The sequence below is a fragment of the Kitasatospora sp. NPDC088779 genome, assembly GCF_040685395.1.
Classification (GTDB): domain Bacteria; phylum Actinomycetota; class Actinomycetes; order Streptomycetales; family Streptomycetaceae; genus Kitasatospora.
The window spans coordinates 17,207-33,732 of record NZ_JBFBHW010000007.1 but is presented as its reverse complement, the minus strand read 5'-3'; the positions used below and the strand labels follow the sequence as shown (position 1 = coordinate 33,732).

Annotated in this window: 11 protein-coding genes; 1 reads left to right on the top strand and 10 read right to left on the bottom strand. The window is 71.4% G+C overall.

Annotation, left to right across the window (positions count from 1 at the left end; all coding sequences use genetic code 11):
• Positions 1 to 8 precede the first annotated feature (8 nt).
• The 9 genes from AB0P03_RS08305 to AB0P03_RS08265 form a co-directional block, all read right to left on the bottom strand.
• Positions 9 to 599 (bottom strand): ATP/GTP-binding protein, encoded by a 591-nt coding sequence (locus AB0P03_RS08305; protein ID WP_350881092.1) that lies wholly within the window; start codon positions 597 to 599, stop codon positions 9 to 11.
• Positions 574 to 948, bottom strand: a complete 375-nt coding sequence (locus tag AB0P03_RS08300) for a DUF742 domain-containing protein (RefSeq protein ID WP_350881090.1) — start codon at positions 946 to 948, stop codon at positions 574 to 576. Before AB0P03_RS08300 ends, AB0P03_RS08305 begins: the two co-directional genes overlap by 26 nt.
• Positions 945 to 1,355, bottom strand: a complete 411-nt coding sequence (locus AB0P03_RS08295; protein WP_350881088.1) for a roadblock/LC7 domain-containing protein — start codon at positions 1,353 to 1,355, stop codon at positions 945 to 947. The genes AB0P03_RS08300 and AB0P03_RS08295 overlap by 4 nt, the downstream gene beginning before the upstream one ends.
• Entirely contained in the window at positions 1,352 to 2,659 is a 1,308-nt protein-coding gene (locus AB0P03_RS08290) for an ATP-binding protein (protein WP_363628094.1), read from the bottom strand. The genes AB0P03_RS08295 and AB0P03_RS08290 overlap by 4 nt, the downstream gene beginning before the upstream one ends.
• 420 nt (positions 2,660 to 3,079) lie before the next feature.
• The gene (locus tag AB0P03_RS08285) at positions 3,080 to 8,026 is read right to left on the bottom strand and encodes an NAD-glutamate dehydrogenase (RefSeq protein ID WP_363587348.1); all 4,947 of its coding nucleotides are present in this window, start codon (positions 8,024 to 8,026) and stop codon (positions 3,080 to 3,082) included.
• A gap of 283 nt (positions 8,027 to 8,309) precedes the next feature.
• Positions 8,310 to 9,935 carry an L-glutamate gamma-semialdehyde dehydrogenase gene (gene pruA / locus AB0P03_RS08280; protein WP_363587374.1) on the bottom strand — a complete coding sequence of 542 codons (1,626 nt, stop codon included), beginning with the start codon at positions 9,933 to 9,935 and terminating at the stop codon, positions 8,310 to 8,312.
• Positions 9,936 to 10,085: 150 nt separating this feature from the next.
• Positions 10,086 to 10,745, bottom strand: coding sequence for a haloacid dehalogenase-like hydrolase (locus AB0P03_RS08275; protein WP_363587346.1), 660 nt, complete (start codon positions 10,743 to 10,745; stop codon positions 10,086 to 10,088).
• A gap of 85 nt (positions 10,746 to 10,830) precedes the next feature.
• Entirely contained in the window at positions 10,831 to 11,340 is a 510-nt protein-coding gene (locus tag AB0P03_RS08270) for a hypothetical protein (RefSeq protein ID WP_350881082.1), read from the bottom strand.
• Between the two features lie 90 nt (positions 11,341 to 11,430).
• Positions 11,431 to 12,582, bottom strand: coding sequence for a patatin-like phospholipase family protein (locus AB0P03_RS08265; protein WP_363587344.1), 1,152 nt, complete (start codon positions 12,580 to 12,582; stop codon positions 11,431 to 11,433).
• Between the two features lie 360 nt (positions 12,583 to 12,942).
• Between AB0P03_RS08265 and AB0P03_RS08260 the strand changes: the two genes are divergently transcribed.
• A complete protein-coding gene (locus AB0P03_RS08260) occupies positions 12,943 to 13,383 on the top strand; it encodes an Rv3235 family protein (protein ID WP_063349159.1) in 441 nt (146 codons plus the stop codon).
• Positions 13,384 to 13,523: 140 nt separating this feature from the next.
• Here the strand turns inward: AB0P03_RS08260 and secA are convergent, their stop codons facing one another.
• Positions 13,524 to 16,286: a preprotein translocase subunit SecA gene (gene secA / locus AB0P03_RS08255; RefSeq protein ID WP_363587342.1), complete on the bottom strand. Its 2,763-nt coding sequence runs from the start codon at positions 16,284 to 16,286 to the stop codon at positions 13,524 to 13,526.
• Between the last annotated feature and the right edge of the window lie 240 nt (positions 16,287 to 16,526).

Here is a 16,526-nt window from a genome sequence, read left to right as displayed (position 1 = left end):
GGTCGAGGTCAGGAGGCGCGGTCGAGCAGGTGCCGGACGAGCGTCAGCAGGGCGTTGGCCGAGGAACGCTGGTCCCGCGCGTCGCAGAACACCACCGGTGTGTGCGGCAGCAGGTCGAGCGCCTCGCGCAGCTGGTCCTCTGTGTACTCGTCCTGCCGGTCGAAGCTGTTGACCGCCACGGCGTACTCCAGGCCGTACTGCTCGATCAGGTCGATGACGGGGAAGGTGTCCGCGAGGCGGGTCGGGTCGGCCAGCAGCAGCGCCCCCAGCGCGCCCCGCGCCATGTCCTCCCAGAGCTGCATGAACCGTTGCTGCCCCGGCGTGCCGAACAGGTACAGCACCAGGTCGTCGCCGAGTGTCAGCCGGCCGAAGTCCAGGGCGACGGTCGTGGTCTTCTTGTCCGGTACGCCGCGGAGGTCGTCGACGCGGATGGACGCCTGCGTCATGCTCTCCTCGGTGCTCAGCGGGGCGATCTCCGACAAGGCCCCGATGAGCGTGGTCTTGCCGACCGCGAAGTGCCCCACGACCAGGATCTTGACCGCGGTCGTCACCGCGCCCGGGACGTAGATGTCCTCAGGCGAACCGGCGTTGAAGTCCATGCAGTACCTTCTCTAGAAGTCTCGGATCCGGGGCCTGGGCCGGGGGCGGGGCCGACCGGCACAGCAACCGTCCCTCATGGATCAGGTCCGTCAGCAGCAGCCTCACGACCCCCACCGGCAGCTCCAGCCGGGCCGCGACCTCGGCCACCGAGAGGTAGCCGCCGGAGCACAGCTCCCAGATCGCCCGGGTCTCCGGGCTCGGCAGGGCAGGGAGGTCCTGCTCGGGCGCGACGGTGACCAAGGTGATCAGAGACAGGGCTTCCGCACTCGGTAACTCGCGCCCACCGGTGATCACGTAGGAGCGGATGAAGCCGCCGGTGACCCGCTGTTCCTCGCCGCCGGCCGTCATGAGCCGCTGAGCGTGCTCTGGCGCGGCGCCGCCGACATCGCCCGTCCGAGCGCGCCCACCTGCTGCTGCATCCGGAAGGACATCGCCTCCATGTCGACGTCGGGGGCGGTGGAGGCGGCCAGGTACGCGCCGCTGCCGGCCGCGATCAGGAAGATCCAGCCGTGGTCGTACTCCAGCAGGGTCTGGCGCCAGACCCCGGCGCCTGCGCCGTCTCCGCCGACGAACGGGGCGACCGCGCGGCTCAGCGACTGCATCGAGCTCATCGCGGCGGCGTTGGTCTCCGCCTCGTCACGGCCTATCTCGCTGGACCGTTCGAGCAGGAGGCCGTCGGCGGAGACGAGGATGGCGTGCCGGGCGCCGGGTACCTGGAGTACGTCGTTGAGCACCCAGGAAAGATCGCGGCTCACTGGATCTCGGTTCCTTCCGTGTTCGTGGTGTTACGCCCGGACAGCGTGCCGCGCTGGAACGCGCCGAGGCGGGACGGCGTGTTCTGGCCGGGGCTCCGCGCCGGCGCCTCGGCCCGGCCGGGGTCCTGCGGGGAGGGGAGGACCGACACCGGGCGGTGGCGGCGGCGGCGGGGCAGCTGTCCGTCCGCGGTCATCTCCGGTTCCGTCACCGCCGCCGGCGGCACCGGGGCCAGGGGCGCCGCCGGTTCGGGCAGCGACACGAGTCGCTGACCGGGGGCCTGCGCCCAGGCCGGCGCGGGCTGCTCCGCCGGCGGGGCCTGGTAGTCGCCGCGCGCGCCCTGGTGGTCACCGTGCGCGGCCTGGTGCTCGCCGTGCACGGCGGTGGCCGGGGCCGCGACCTCGCTGCTGAGCAGCTCGGCCGGCAGCAGCACCACGGCCCGCACGCCCCCGTACGGGGAGACCGAGTCGACGGAGACCCGGAAGCCGTAGCGGGCGGCCAGCATGCCGGAGACGGCGAAGCCGAACTTCGGGGGGTTGCCCAGGCTGGTGAGGCCGATCGGCGCGCCCGGGTTCAGGAGCACCGCCGCGCGGTCCTTCTCCTCCTGGCCCATGCCGAGGCCGGCGTCGTCGACGATCAGGCAGACGCCGGTGGGGACGGCCTGGACGCTGACCTCCACCGGGGTGTCCGGGGCGGAGTAGTTGGTCGCGTTGGCGAGCAGCTCGGACAGCACGACGGCGACCGGCTCGACGACCTTGCTGACGAGCGCGACGCTGACCTGGGAGTGGATCCGCACCCGGTCGAAGTGCCGGATCCGGCCCTGGGCGCTGCGGACCACGTCGTAGACCGAGGCGACGCTCTCACGGCGGCCCAGCCAGCCGCCGCAGAGCACCGCGATGCCCTGGGCACGCCGGCCGAACTGGCTGTTCGTGTGGTCGATCGTCATCAGGTCGGCCAGGATCTGCGGGCTGTCGCCGTACTTCCGCTGCACCTTGTCGATGACGACCTGCTGCTCGTCGGCCAAGCCCTGCAGCGTCCGCATCGCCGCCTTGAGGACGGCCTTGGTGTCCTCCTCGGCGTCGCGGCGGACGTCCGTCAGCTCGGACGCGTGCTGGCTCCGCAGGTGGTCGTGCAGCACGGCGAACTCGTCGCGCTGCCGCTGCGCCAGGGCGCCGGCCTCCTCCAGGGAAACGTTTCGCCGCCGCAGGGCGAGGTTCGTCCTGCGGGCCTGGAGGGCCGCTCCGACGGCTACGAGCATCACCACGATGAAGACCCAGAAAAAGGGTTCCTGCACAAATGACGTCATGAAACTCTCTTCAGGTGGCACCGCGTGGAGCCGGTCCGGGCCCCAAGGCGCGAATGGGACTGGCGGCCTGAACCCCTCCGAAAGACACCTGATGTCACATCACATCGCGGTGCTTTCCGGCACGGGACCTGCGGCGACGCCTATCGCGGAGTCAGCCTACTGCAACTCCTGGTAGGTCAGAACAGCTACCAAAAAGGGCAGTTGGGGCGAAGTTCCGCGACCGGCCGGGAACTCCGGTGGGACTTGGCGGACTTCGTAGCGCGACGTTAATCGCAAGGACATATCCCGACCACGCCCCGGCTCGTGCGCAGCGTGACGACTCCGTCACCATCCGGAATCCGCCGCCCGTCGGCCGGTCGCGAAAAGCGGCGGGCCCGCGTCCGTGGACGCGGGCCCGCCGCCTGGCTGTACCGCCGGCCGTCAGCGCATGGAGCCCGTGCGCAGGAGGGTGCGGATGACCCGCATCGCGACCGAGAGGCTGGACAGCTCGTAGTTGTCCGAACCCCTTATGTCGTCGAGGGTGCTCTTGGCGCGGTTCAGCAGGGTGGCGTTGAGGTCCGCCCAGGCGCTGTAGCGCTCCTCCGGGGTGGCGCCCTCGGGGCCGCAGGCGAGGATGTCGGCGGTCAGCGCCGCGTGCGCCGCGAAGAGGTCCTCGCGGATCGCGGCCCGGGCCATCGACGACCAGCGGTCGGTGCGGGGCAGCTCGATGATGCGGTCGAGCAGGTGGGTGATCTGGAGGCGGTCGGCGAGGTCGTAGTAGAGCTCGGCGACCTCGGCGACGTCCTTGTCGGAGCGGTCCGCGACCTCGCTGATGTCCAGGGTCGGGAAGGTCGAGGAGAGGCCGGCGATCCGGGTGGCCAGTTCCTCCGGCACCCCGGCCGAGGCGAGCTCGTTGTAGACGGCCTCGAACCAGACCAGGTCGTCGCCGCGCAGCGGCTTGGGCAGCGAGCCCCAGACCTGGTCGACCCGGTCGTGGAAGAACTCGATGGTGCCGGCGATGTCGAGCGGCTGGCGGCGGTTGTTGAGCATCCACCGGGTGGCACGCTCGACCAGGCGCCGCGAGTGCAGCCGCATCTTGGTCTGGACCCGGGCCGTGACCTCGTTGTCCAGGCCCTCGATCTCGGCCCAGATGTCCTCCAGGTCGAACACGGCCCTGGCGGCGGTGTGGGTCCGGGCGATCTCCTCGTAGGTCGCGCCGGTCTCCTCCTTCAGCCGGAAGGCGAAGGTGCAGCCGCCGCGGTTGATCGTGTCGTTGACGATCAGGGTGGTGATGATCTCGCGGCGCAGCGCGTGGTTGTCGATCGCGTCGGCGAACCGGGCCCGCAGCGCGCTCGGGAAGTAGTCGTGCAGCGCGGTGCGGAAGTACGGGTCGTCGGGCAGCGCGGTGGCGAGCAGCTCCTCGGCCAGCGTGATCTTGGTGTACGCGAGCAGGACGGACATCTCGGGCTGCGAGAGGCCGCGGCCGTTCTGCTGGCGCTCGCGGATCTGGCGCTCGGTGGGCAGGAACTCCAGGCCCCGGTCGAGCTGGCCGGCCGACTCCAGCCGGTTGATCATCCGGGAGTGGACGTTGACCATGCTGTGCGCCTGGGCGACGGCGTTGGCCAGCACCACGTTCTGCGCGTAGTTGTTGCGCAGCACCAGGTGGCCGACCTCGTCGGTCATCTCGGCCAGCAGGACGTTGCGCTGCTTGACCGTCATGTCGCCGTCGGAGACGACCTGGTTGAGCAGGATCTTGATGTTGACCTCGTGGTCCGAGGTGTCCACACCGGCCGAGTTGTCGATGGCGTCGGTGTTGATCCAGCCGCCGGTGCTCTCGGGGCCGCCGACCGCGGCGTACTCGATGCGGCCGAGCTGGGTGCAGCCGAGGTTGCCGCCCTCGCCGATGACGCGGGCCCGGACCTGGTCGCCGTTGACGCGGATGGCGTCGTTGGCCTTGTCGCCGACCTCGGCGTTGGTCTCGGTGGAGGCCTTGACGTAGGTGCCGATGCCGCCGTTCCAGAACAGGTCGACCGGCGCCTGGAGGATCGCCTTCATCAGCTCGGCCGGGGTGAGCCGGGTGTCCTGGACGCCGAGGGCGGCCCGGACCTGCGTGCTGAGCTGGATCGACTTGGCGGTGCGCGGGAAGACGCCGCCGCCGGCCGAGATCAGCGACTTGTCGTAGTCGTCCCAGGAGCTGCGGGGCAGTTCGAAGAGCCGGCGCCGCTCGGCGTAGGAGGCGGCGGCGTCCGGGTTCGGGTCGAGGAAGATGTGGCGGTGGTCGAAGGCGGCGACCAAGCGGATGTGCTCGCTGAGCAGCATGCCGTTGCCGAAGACGTCGCCGGACATGTCGCCGATGCCGATGACCTTGAAGTCCTCGGTCTGGGTGTCGACGCCGAGCTCGCGGAAGTTGCGCTTGACCGACTCCCAGGCGCCGCGGGCCGTGATGCCCATGCCCTTGTGGTCGTAGCCGGCCGAACCGCCGGAGGCGAACGCGTCGCCCAGCCAGAAGCCGTAGGACTCGGCGACGCCGTTGGCGATGTCGGAGAAGGTCGCGGTGCCCTTGTCGGCGGCGACGACGAGGTAGGTGTCGTCCTCGTCGTGGCGGACGACGTCGGCCGGGTGGACGACCTCGCCGGCGACCAGGTTGTCGGTGATGTCGAGCAGCGCGGAGATGAACGTCTTGTACGAGGAGATGCCCTCGGCCAGCCAGGCGTCCCGGTCGACCGACGGGTCCGGCAGCTGCTTGGCGACGAAGCCGCCCTTGGCGCCGACCGGCACGATGACGGTGTTCTTGACCATCTGCGCCTTGACCAGGCCGAGGATCTCGGTGCGGAAGTCCTCGCGCCGGTCGGACCAGCGCAGACCGCCGCGGGCGACCTTGCCGAAGCGCAGGTGCACGCCCTCGACCTGCGGCGAGTACACCCAGATCTCGAACGCGGGGCGCGGGGCCGGCAGGTCCGGGATGGCCTTCGGGTCGAACTTCATCGACACGTAGGAGTGCCAGTCACCGGAGCCGTCGTGCTGGAAGAAGTTGGTCCGCAGGGTGGCCGTGATGAGGTGCAGGAAGGAACGCAGGATGCGGTCCTCGTCCAGCGAGACGACCTCGTCGAGCGCGCCGGACAGCTCCTCCAGGATGCCCTCGGTCAGCTCGGCGGCGCCCTGCTGGTGGCTGGGGCTCAGCCGGGCCTCGAACAGGTTGACCAGCAGCCGGGTGGTGTGGGTGTTGTTGCGGAGCGCGTCCTCCATGTAGTCCTGGGAGAACGTGGAGCCCGCCTGGCGCAGGTACTTGGCGTACGCGCGCAGCACCGTCGCCTGGCGCCAGGTCAGCCCGGCGGTGAGGACCAGCTCGTTGAAGCCGTCGTTCTCGGCCTTGCCGGTCCAGGTGGCGGCGAAGGTCTCCTGGAAGCGCTCGCGGGCCTCGTCGGTGAGCTCGGTGGCCTCGCGCAGCCTCAGGCCGAAGTCGTACACCCACGCGGTGGTGTCGTCGGAGCGGCGCAGCGCGTACGGGTGCTCGTCCAGCACCTCGACGCCCAGGCGCTGGAGCACCGGCAGGACCTCGGTGAGCGAGATCGGGCCGCCGACCCGGTAGACCTTGAAGCGGCGCTCGTCGTCGCCCGCGCCGACCGGCTGGTACAGGTTGAGGCGGAAGTCGCCCTCGCCGTGCAGCGACTCGATCTGCTTGATGTCGGCGACGGCGGTGCGCGGCGGGAAGTCGGCGCGGTAGCCGTCGGGGAAGGCGTTGGCGTACTTGTGGCCGAGCTCGGCGGCCTTCTCCTCGCCCAGTTCGGTGTGCAGCTGGTCGTGGAAGCCGTCCATCCAGAACCGGGCGGCCTCGGCGAGGCGGTTCTCGATCCGCTCGATGTCGGAGTCGGTGAGCCGCGGCAGTTCGGTGCCGGGGGCGACGCGGACCACGAAGTGCAGACGGGTCAGCACCGACTCGGTGGCGTACACCGTGTAGTCGATGGTGGCGCCGTTCAGCTCCTCCTTGAGGATCTCGGTGAGCAGCAGCCGGATCCGGGTGGTGTAGCGGTCGCGCGGCAGGTAGATGAACGCGGAGAAGTAGCGCCCGTACTCGTCCTGGCGCAGGAAGAGCCGCAGCTTACGGCGCTCCTGGAGGTACAGCACGCTGGTGGCGATGGAGATCAGCTCGGAGGCCGCGGTCTGGAACATCTCGTCCCGCGGGAAGGTCTCCATGATCTGCAGCAGGTCACGGCCGTCGTGGCTCTCGCTGGAGAAGCCGGAGCCTTCGAGCACCTCCTGCACCTTGCGGCGCACGACCGGGATGCGGGTGACCGACTCGGTGTAGGCGGCGGAGGAGAACAGGCCGAGGAAGCGGCGCTCGCCGATCGGCTCGCCGGCGGCGTTGAACTTCTTGACGCCGACGTAGTCCAGGTAGGACGGGCGGTGCACGGTGGAGCGGCTGTTGGCCTTGGTGAGGACGAGCAGCTTCTTCTCGTGGGCCTTGGCGCGGACCGGCGCGGAGAGGCGGCCGAAGGCCTCGCTGGCCGGGTGGTGGTGGTCGTCGTGGCCGCGCGGGTCGGAGCGCAGGATGCCGAGGCCGGTCCCGGCGACGGCCTTCAGGACCTCCTCGCCCTCGTGCTCGACCAGGTCGTACTCGCGGTAGCCGAGGAAGGTGAAGTGGTCGTCGGCGAGCCAGCGCATCAGCTCCCAGGCCTCGCCGACCTCCTGCTCGGGCAGGCCGGTCGGGGGCTCCTCGGCGAGCTCGTCGGCCAGGCGCAGCGCGCTCTCGCGCATCTTGCTCCAGTCCTCGACGACCTCACGGACGTCGCCGAGCACCCGGCGCAGGTCGGTCTCGATCGCGCGCAGGTCGTCGCGGTCGGTCTCGCGGTCGATCTCGATGTGCATCCACGACTCGACGGTCGCGTCGGCGGGCCACTCGGTGCCGGCGGCCTGGCTGCGGGAGCAGGCGTCGACGTCCAGGATCTCCAGCAGCTTGCCGGTGATGTCACGGCGGACGACCAGCTGGGGGTGGATCACGACGTGGATGGCGCGGTCCTGGCGGGACAGCTCGTTGGTGACGGAGTCGACCAGGAAGGGCATGTCGTCGGTGACGACCTCGACCACGGTGTGGCCGCAGGACCAGCCGTTCTCCTCGACCGAGGGGGTGTACACCCGCACCTCGGCGGTGCCCTGCGGGCGCTTGAGGCCCAGCCGGTAGTGGGAGGCCGCCGCGCCGTAGACGTCGACCGGGTCGCGGTCGACCAGGTCCTCGGGCGCGGTGTGGAGGTAGTAGTGGTGCAGGTACGCGGTCAGAGCGCCGTTGCTCAGGCCTTCCCCCGGCGCCGCTCCCCCCACCTGGCTGTTCTCAGCGGCTGTGGCTGCCTTCTTGAGCAGGTCGGCCTTGGCTGCGTCCAGCTTGGTCTGCATGACTTCTTGGCTCCTGTCGCGCGCCGTTGCGTGACTCGGTGGTGTGTGGGTGTACACCGACGGGTCACTCGCAATCCTGCCGCACCTTCCAACTGAAAGGGCTTCATGGCACGCATGAAATACCTTCGCAGTGGGTAGGACGATTCGTCCTGCGGAGCCACCCGACGACGCCAGCCAGCCTAACCGGATCAATCGAAGGTGGACAGGGACAGGGAGGCGCAAACCCGCAGGATGATCGGTCCGTCCTGGACACCATGTCCAAACCGGAGCCTCCCGTTCACTCTCAGCCCATGTGCGGGTACCGCAGGTCCGTGGGGGGAACGAAGGTCTCCTTGATCGCGCGGGCCGAGGTCCAGCGCAGGAGGTTCTGGGCGGCGCCCGCCTTGTCGTTGGTCCCGGAGGCCCGGCCGCCGCCGAAGGGCTGCTGGCCGACGACCGCACCGGTCGGCTTGTCGTTGATGTAGAAGTTCCCGGCGGTGAACCGCAGCGCCTCGACCGCCTGGGCGATGGCGTAACGATCCTGCGCGATCACCGAGCCGGTCAGGCCGTACGGGGCGCCGGAGTCGACCCGGCGCAGCACGTCCTCCCAGCGGGCGTCCTCGTAGACGTGGACGGCCAGGATCGGACCGAAGTACTCCGTCCGGAAGATCTCGTTGCGGTAGTCGGAGGAGACCAGGACGGTCGGCCGGACGAACCAGCCGATCGCGTCGTCGTACTGGCCGCCCGCCGCCAGCTCGATCGTCGGATCGGCCTTGGCCCGCTCGATGGCGTCCCGGTTCTTCTCGAACGCGCGCCGGTCGATGAGCGCGCCCATGAAGTTGGAGAGGTCGGTGACGTCGCCCACCGTGAGCGCGTCCACCTCGGCCACCAGCTCGTCCTTGATCTTCTGCCAGAGGCTGCGCGGCAGGTAGGCCCGGGAGAGCGCCGAGCACTTCTGGCCCTGGTACTCGAACGCGCCGCGGACCAGCGCCGCCTTCAGGATCGCCGGATCGGCCGAGCGGTGGGCCAGCAGGAAGTCCTTGCCGCCGGTCTCGCCGACGATCCGCGGGTACGTCCGGTAGCCGCCGATGTTGGCGCCGATGGTCTGCCAGAGCGACTGGAAGGTGGCGGTGGAGCCGGTGAAGTGCAGCCCGGCGAGCGCCGGGTCGGCGAGGGCGACCGCGGACAGCTGGACGCCGTCGCCGGTGACCAGGTTGACCACCCCGGGCGGCAGACCGGCCGCCTCCAGCAGCCGCATCAGGTAGTACGCGGCCAGGGTCTGGGTCGGCGCGGGCTTCCAGACCACGGTGTTGCCCATCAGCGCGGGCGCGGTCGGCAGGTTGCCGGCGATCGCGGTGAAGTTGAACGGGGTGATCGCGTAGACGAAACCCTCCAGCGGGCGGTGGTCCACCCGGTTCCAGACGCCCGGTGCGGAGATCGGCTGCTCGGCCAGGATCCGCCGGGCGAACTGGACGTTGAACCGCCAGAAGTCGATCAGCTCGCAGGCGGAGTCGATCTCGGCCTGCTGCGCGGTCTTGGACTGGCCGAGCATGGTGGCCGCGTTGAGGGTCTCCCGCCAGGGCCCGGCCAGCAGGTCGGCGGCCCGCAGGAAGACCGCCGCCCGGTCGTCGAAGGACAGCGACCGCCACTGCCGGCCCGCCGCGAGCGCCGAGTCCACCGCCGCGCGGGCGTCCTCCCGGGTGGCGTTGCCGAGCACCCCCAGCTTGGCGGCGTGGTGGTGCGGCTGGACGACGTCGATCCGCTCACCGCCGCCGAACCGCTGCTCGCCGCCGATGGTCATCGGCAACGGGATCTGCTCGGCCGCCAGCTCGTCCAGCCGCCGGACCAGCCGGTCCCGCTCCGGGCTGCCGGGCGCGTACCCCAGCACCGGCTCGTTGACCGGGAGGGGCACCTCGGTGACTGCGTCGATCGGCATGGCGGCTCCGTCCTGCTGACTGCTCCGGTGGGAAGGCCCGATCCACCGGACAGGCCCTGGTCCAGCCTGACCAGCGGCCGCGCGATCCGCCCGCTCAGACACGCGGACGGCGGACGTGGCGCCCGCCACGCCCGCCGCGGACGGTCAGCCCCGCCCCAGCCGCCCGGCCAGCTCGACCGCCTCCGCCAGGCTGTCCACCACCGGCACCCCGAGCGGCTCCAGCTTCTCCCGGGTGTGCGAGCCGCCGGTGTAGAGCACCGCGTGCGCACCCGCGCCCAGCGCCGCCCGGGCGTCGTCCGCGGCGTCGCCGATCAGCACCGTACGGGCCGGGTCCACCCGCTCGCCGAGCGCGGCCAGGTGCCGGGCCAGCTGCTCCGCCTTCTGGCCGCCGGACGGGCCGCTGCGGCCGTCCACCCGCAGGAACCGGCCGGTCAGGCCGAAGGCGTCGACCAGCGGCAGCAGCTTCTCGTGCTCGTACATCGACAGCAGCGACTGGCTGTGCCCGGCCTCCCGCCAGCCGTCCATCAGCTCGTGCACGCCGTCCGTCAGCCCGCAGGCCGGGCTCAGCTCCCGGTAGCGGTCGTGGAAGGCCTCGTCCAGCCGGAGCCACTCTTCCTGGGACGGCATCCGGCCGAGCAGCCGCTCGTAGAACCGGGGGATCGGGATCTCGTACTGCTCGCGGTACTCCCGCATGGTCATCGGCCCGACGCCGATGGTCGCGAACGCGGCGTTGCTCGCGCCGAGCACCGCCTCCATGTCGTGGAAGAGCGTGCCGTTCCAGTCCCAAACGATGTGTGTAGCCACGCGCGAAACGGTAGCCCCGACCACCGACACGCCGGTAGGACGGGGCTCACGCACCCTGCTGCTCCGCTCCGGCGCGACCGGCCGTTCAGGCCAGCAGCGCGGAGATCTCCTGGGTGGCGAACCAGAGCAGGTCGTGGTCCTCGGCCCCGTCCACGGTGAACTGGGCGTCCTGGTCGCCCGCGTCGGCCGCGGCCACCGCCGCCACCGCCGCCGCGACGTCCTCGACCACCTCGCCGTCGGCGACGTCCGCGTGCACCGCCGCCGCCTTCGCCAGCGGCAGCGGGCCGGCCAGCACCACCCGGCCGAGCGAGGCCTGGTCCTGGTACTCGTCGCCGGGGAACGGCCGGACGGCCGAGTCGGCCACGTCCAGGGCCACCACGACCCGGCGGCGCGGGGCGTCCGGGTCGGCGGCCAGCAGCCGCAGGGAGGACTGCGCGGCCCGGTTCAGCGCCGCGTACTCCAGTTCCTCCAGGTCGTCACTGACGTACCACTCGCGCAGCGCGGGCGTCACGGCGTAGGCCGCGGACTGGTCCAGGGCACCACCCGGGTGCGCCGCCGCCAGGCCGTTCAGGGTGGTGGGCACGTACACGCGCATCGGTGGCACTCTCCGGTTCGTCCAGCGGCACAGCTTCCAGCGCCCCAAGAATAAGCGCCGCCGGGCCGGGCGTGATCACCTCGGTCCGACTCAGCGGGCGGCCCGCAGGGCCTCACCGCACGTGCGCAGGGCGCTCTCCAGCACCGCGTCGCGGCGGGCCGGGTCCATCATGTTCGGGCCCATCACGGCCAGGTCGGCCGGCGTCGGCGCGAGCAGCCGCACCCGTACGCCCTCGGCCCGCAGCAGCACGGCCTCGCGCAGCAGCTGCCGGGTGACGGCGCGGCGGTAGCGACTGACCAGCTGGGCCAGCACGCCGCGCGGGCGGTCCCGGGCGCGCCACTCGCGCAGCGCGGCGAGGGAGCCCGCGAGCCCGCTGGTGCCGGCGACCCCGCCGGCGTCGGCGTCGGCGTCGGCGCGGTCGGCGCGGTCGGCACGGGGGCGCAGCCGCAGGGCCATCGGGGCGAGCACGTACACCTCGTCCAGGCCGCGGCCGAGCAGCAGGTCGGCGTTGGTGGCGGACCAGCAGCCGCCGTCCACGTACGCCGAGCCGTTCAGCCGCACCGGCGCGAACCAGCCGGGGATCGAGCAGGAGGCCATCACCGCGTCGGCGACCGCGACCGCCGGGGCGTCCGGGTCCCCGAAGACCACCCGGCGGCCGCTGCGGTAGTCCACGGCCGCCACCCGCAGCGCCGCGGCCCCGGCGCCGGCCTCGCCGTCGGCGCCCGGCGGCGGCCAGCCGCCCGGGCCGAGCAGGCCGCGCACCAGCTCGCCGACCGGGGCCAGCGAACCGCGGCCGGGCGGCGCCATCGCCGACACCATGGTCAGCAGCGGGTACTCGCGCGGGTGCCGGACGGCGTCCCGCAGCAGGCCGGGCGAGCCGATGCCCGCCCCGGGGCGGGGCGGTAGCGCGCCGCCGGCGGCCGTGTCGTAGTCGAAGTCCACCCCGGCCAGCGGGCCGTCGGTGATCGGCAGGCCGCGCTGGTGGTCACGCAGTTGCTCGGTGCGGACCCCGCCGGCCAGCATCGCGCCGAGGATCGAGCCCGCCGAGGTGCCGAGCAGCACGTCCGCGCGGCCCGGCCGCCAGCCGGTGGCCTCCTCGACGGCGCAGAGCGCGCCGACCGTCCAGGCCGCACCGAGCATCCCGCCGCCGCCCAGCACCAGGCCGCGCCGGGGTGCGTCCCCGGTCGGCGGGGCGGTGCCCGCGACTGCCGGAGCCGGAACCGCCGCTACCCGTGTCGTCATCGCGGCCGCCCGTCGTCGTGGGTGCGGTCGTGGCCGCCCGGCCCCGTCCCGCTCCGCGCGGTTCCCGATCAGGCTCCGATGGTGCGCGCCGACGGCCGGGCACCGCAACGGGGGCGGCGATTCGGGCCACCCGGTCCGGCGCATCGAACCGTCCTCTTTCGGACCGTACGGCCCGCCCACGCACGTCAATCGGGCACCGTGCGACCGCGCGCCGGGCCCGGCACCGCACTGATCGATTCACTCGGATAGGTGAACTTGCCGGTCACTCCGGGGGCAGCGGCAAAAGCCCTTGCCGCCCGACGCGGCCCACCGCTAGCAAGGACCCGTCCGCACCCGCACCACCGTGTCGAGGAGCCCACCGTGACCGCACCGCTCACCGCCCGCCCGCACCGCCGGCCGCGCACGACCGCCGCCCACGACCCGGCCGGGCGCCGCCCGCGCCACCCCCGCGCCGCCTGCACCGGCCCGGGCGGCCACGACCCCCGGGCGCTGGCCTCCCGCTTCGCCCACCAGCTGGTCGAGGTGCTCACCGGCGCCCGGCCCTCCGGCCAGCTGATGCGGCACACCAGCCTGGACGGCTACGGGCAGCTCGCCTCCCTGGTCCGGGCCGGCGCGCTGCGCCGCGGCGGCGCCGCCGACCGGCCCCGGCTGGGCCCGGTGCACGACCGGTCGCCCTCGCCCGACGCGGTCGAGGCCTGCGTCCGGGTCGACCTCGGCCGGCGGCACCACATGGTGGCCTTCCGGCTGGAGCAGCGCGGCCAGGCCGGGCAGTGGCAGTGCACCGCCGTGGAGGCCCGATGACCACGGCCGTCACGGCGACCACGGTCGTCACAGCGGCCAGGGCGGCCACAGCGGCCCCCACGACCGCGTGCCGGCCCGGGACGGCACAGGGCGCCGCCCCCGTCCGGGAGCGGCGCCCTGTGCGGCGTCCTGCGGCCTGCTCAGCCCTTGCGGCGGCGGCCCTTGGCCGACTTCGCGGCCTTGCGGCGCTCGGCGCGGGTCAGCCCGTCGCCCTCGTCCTCCGGCGCGAGGTCCTCGAAGTCGCCCTCGATGACACCGCCGCCGACCTCGTCCGAGGGGGCCGTGTAGTGCAGCCGCTGCGGCTTCGGGGCCTCCAGGCCCTTGGCCTTGATCTCCGGGCGGGCGGCGTCCTTCTCCAGCTTGTCGAGCAGCACCTCGGCGTCCGCGACCGGGACCTCCTCGACCTGCTGCTCGACCTGGACCTCCAGGTTGAACAGGTAGCCGACGGACTCCTCCTTGATGCCCTCCATCATCGCGGTGAACATGTCGAAGCCCTCGCGCTGGTACTCGATCAGCGGGTCGCGCTGCGCCATGGCCCGCAGGCCGATGCCCTCCTGGAGGTAGTCCATCTCGTAGAGGTGCTCGCGCCAGCGGCGGTCCAGCACCGACAGCACGACCCGGCGCTCCAGCTCACGCATGATCTCGGCGCCGAGCTGGTCCTCGCGGGCGCCGTACTGCGCCTGGATGTCCTCCTGGACGACCTTGACCAGGAACTCGGAGGTCATCCCGGCGGAGCCGCCGGCCTCCTCCTCCAGCTCCTCCAGGTCAAGGGTGAGCGGGTAGAGCTGCTTGAGCGCGGTCCAGAGCTTCTCCAGGTCCCAGTCGTCCTCGAAGCCCTCGCCGGTGGCTGCCTTGACGTAGGCCTCGACGGTGTCGTCCATGAAGTGGCCGACCTGCTCCTGCAGGTCCTCGCCCTCCAGCACGCGGCGGCGCTCGCCGTAGATGACCTCGCGCTGGCGGTTCAGCACCTCGTCGTACTTGAGGACGTTCTTGCGGATCTCGAAGTTCTGCTGCTCGACCTGGGTCTGCGCGGAGGCGATCGCCCGGGTGACCATCTTGGACTCGATCGGCACGTCCTCGGGCACGTTGGCCATCGACAGCACGCGCTCGACCATGCCGGCCTTGAACAGGCGCATCAGGTCGTCGCCCAGCGACAGGTAGAAGCGGGACTCGCCCGGGTCGCCCTGACGGCCGGAGCGGCCGCGCAGCTGGTTGTCGATCCGGCGGGACTCGTGCCGCTCGGTGCCCAGCACGTAGAGGCCGCCGGCCTCCTTGACCTCGTCCTGCTCCGCCTTGACCGAGGCCTTGGCCTTCTCCAGGGCGGCGGGGAACGCCGCCTCGTACTCCTCCGGGGTCTCGGTCGGGGTGAGCCCGCGCTGCGCCAGCTCGGCCGCCGCGAGGTGGTCGGAGTTGCCGCCGAGCATGATGTCGGTACCGCGGCCGGCCATGTTGGTGGCGACGGTCACGGCGCCCTTGCGGCCCGCCTGCGCGACGATCTGTGCCTCGCGCTCGTGGTGCTTGGCGTTCAGCACCTCGTGCGGGATGCCGCGCTTGCGCAGCTCCTGCGAGAGGTACTCGGACTTCTCCACCGACACGGTGCCGACCAGCACCGGCTGGCCCTTCTCGTGCTTCTCGGCGATGTCCTCGACCACGGCGGCGAACTTGGCCGGCTCCGACTTGTAGATCAGGTCGGGCTGGTCGATGCGCAGCGGGTTCTTGTTGGTCGGGATCGGCACCACGCCGAGCTTGTAGATCTGGTGGAACTCGGCGGCCTCGGTGGTGCCGGTACCGGTCATGCCGGCGAGCTTGTCGTACAGGCGGAAGAAGTTCTGCAGGGTGATGGTGGCCAGCGTCTGGTTCTCGTTCTGGACCTCCACCCCCTCCTTCGCCTCGATCGCCTGGTGCATGCCCTCGTTGTAGCGGCGGCCGGCCAGGATGCGGCCGGTGTGCTCGTCGACGATCATGACCTCGCCGTTCATGACGACGTAGTCCTTGTCCGCCCGGTACAGCTCCTTCGCCTTGATGGCGTTGTTCAGGAAGCCGACCAGCGGGGTGTTCACCGACTCGTAGAGGTTGTCGATGCCGAGGTAGTCCTCGACCCGGGTGACGCCCTCCTCCAGGATGCCGACGGTGCGCTTCTTCTCGTCGACCTCGTAGTCGCGGTCGATCTTCAGGCGCAGCACCAGCTTGGCGAAGTCGGCGTACCACTTGGTCGCCTGGTCGGCCGGGCCGGAGATGATCAGCGGGGTGCGGGCCTCGTCGATGAGGATCGAGTCGACCTCGTCGACGACCGCGAAGTTGTGGCCGCGCTGGACGAGTTCGTCCTTCGACCAGGCCATGTTGTCGCGCAGGTAGTCGAAGCCGAACTCGTTGTTCGTGCCGTACGTGATGTCCATCGAGTACTGGTGCTTGCGCTCGGCGGGCGTCATGTTGCCGAGGATCACGCCGACTTCGAGGCCGAGGAAGCGGTGCACCCGGCCCATCCACTCCGAGTCGCGCTCGGCGAGGTAGTCGTTGACGGTGATCAGGTGGACGCCCTTGCCGGTGAGCGCGTTCAGGTACGCGGGCAGGGTGCCGACGAGGGTCTTGCCCTCACCGGTGCGCATCTCCGCGACGTACCCGTGGTGCAGGGCCGCGCCACCCATGAGCTGAACGTCGTAGTGCCGCTGACCGAGCACCCGCTTGGCGGCCTCGCGCACCGTGGCGAACGCCTCGGGGAGGATGTCGTCCAGGGTCTCGCCGTCCGCGAGCCGCTGCTTGTACTCGTCGGTCAGCGCGCGCAGCTCGGCGTCGGTGAGGTTGACGAAGTCCTCTTCGATGGAGTTGACCTGGGCAGCAATCCGCTGCAGCTTGCGAAGGATCTTGCCTTCGCCGGCGCGCAGGATCTTGTCGAAGACGGACACTTGGGCGGGCTCCTTGCCTGTATTGGCACTGGACGACTGCACGGCGGGTTCACCCCACCGCACGGGCCATCGTATGCGAGGAGTCCAATGCCCCGGGAGGTGCGTCAGCACGGTATTCCCGTGTCACCCGCGCGAGCACTTGATCCGATAGCACCGCCCACCGGGACAAACCGGTCAGCGGATCGAGGGGTCGGCTCGATATTCGGATGCCCGAATTCCTCTCTCCACGGAATAATCCGC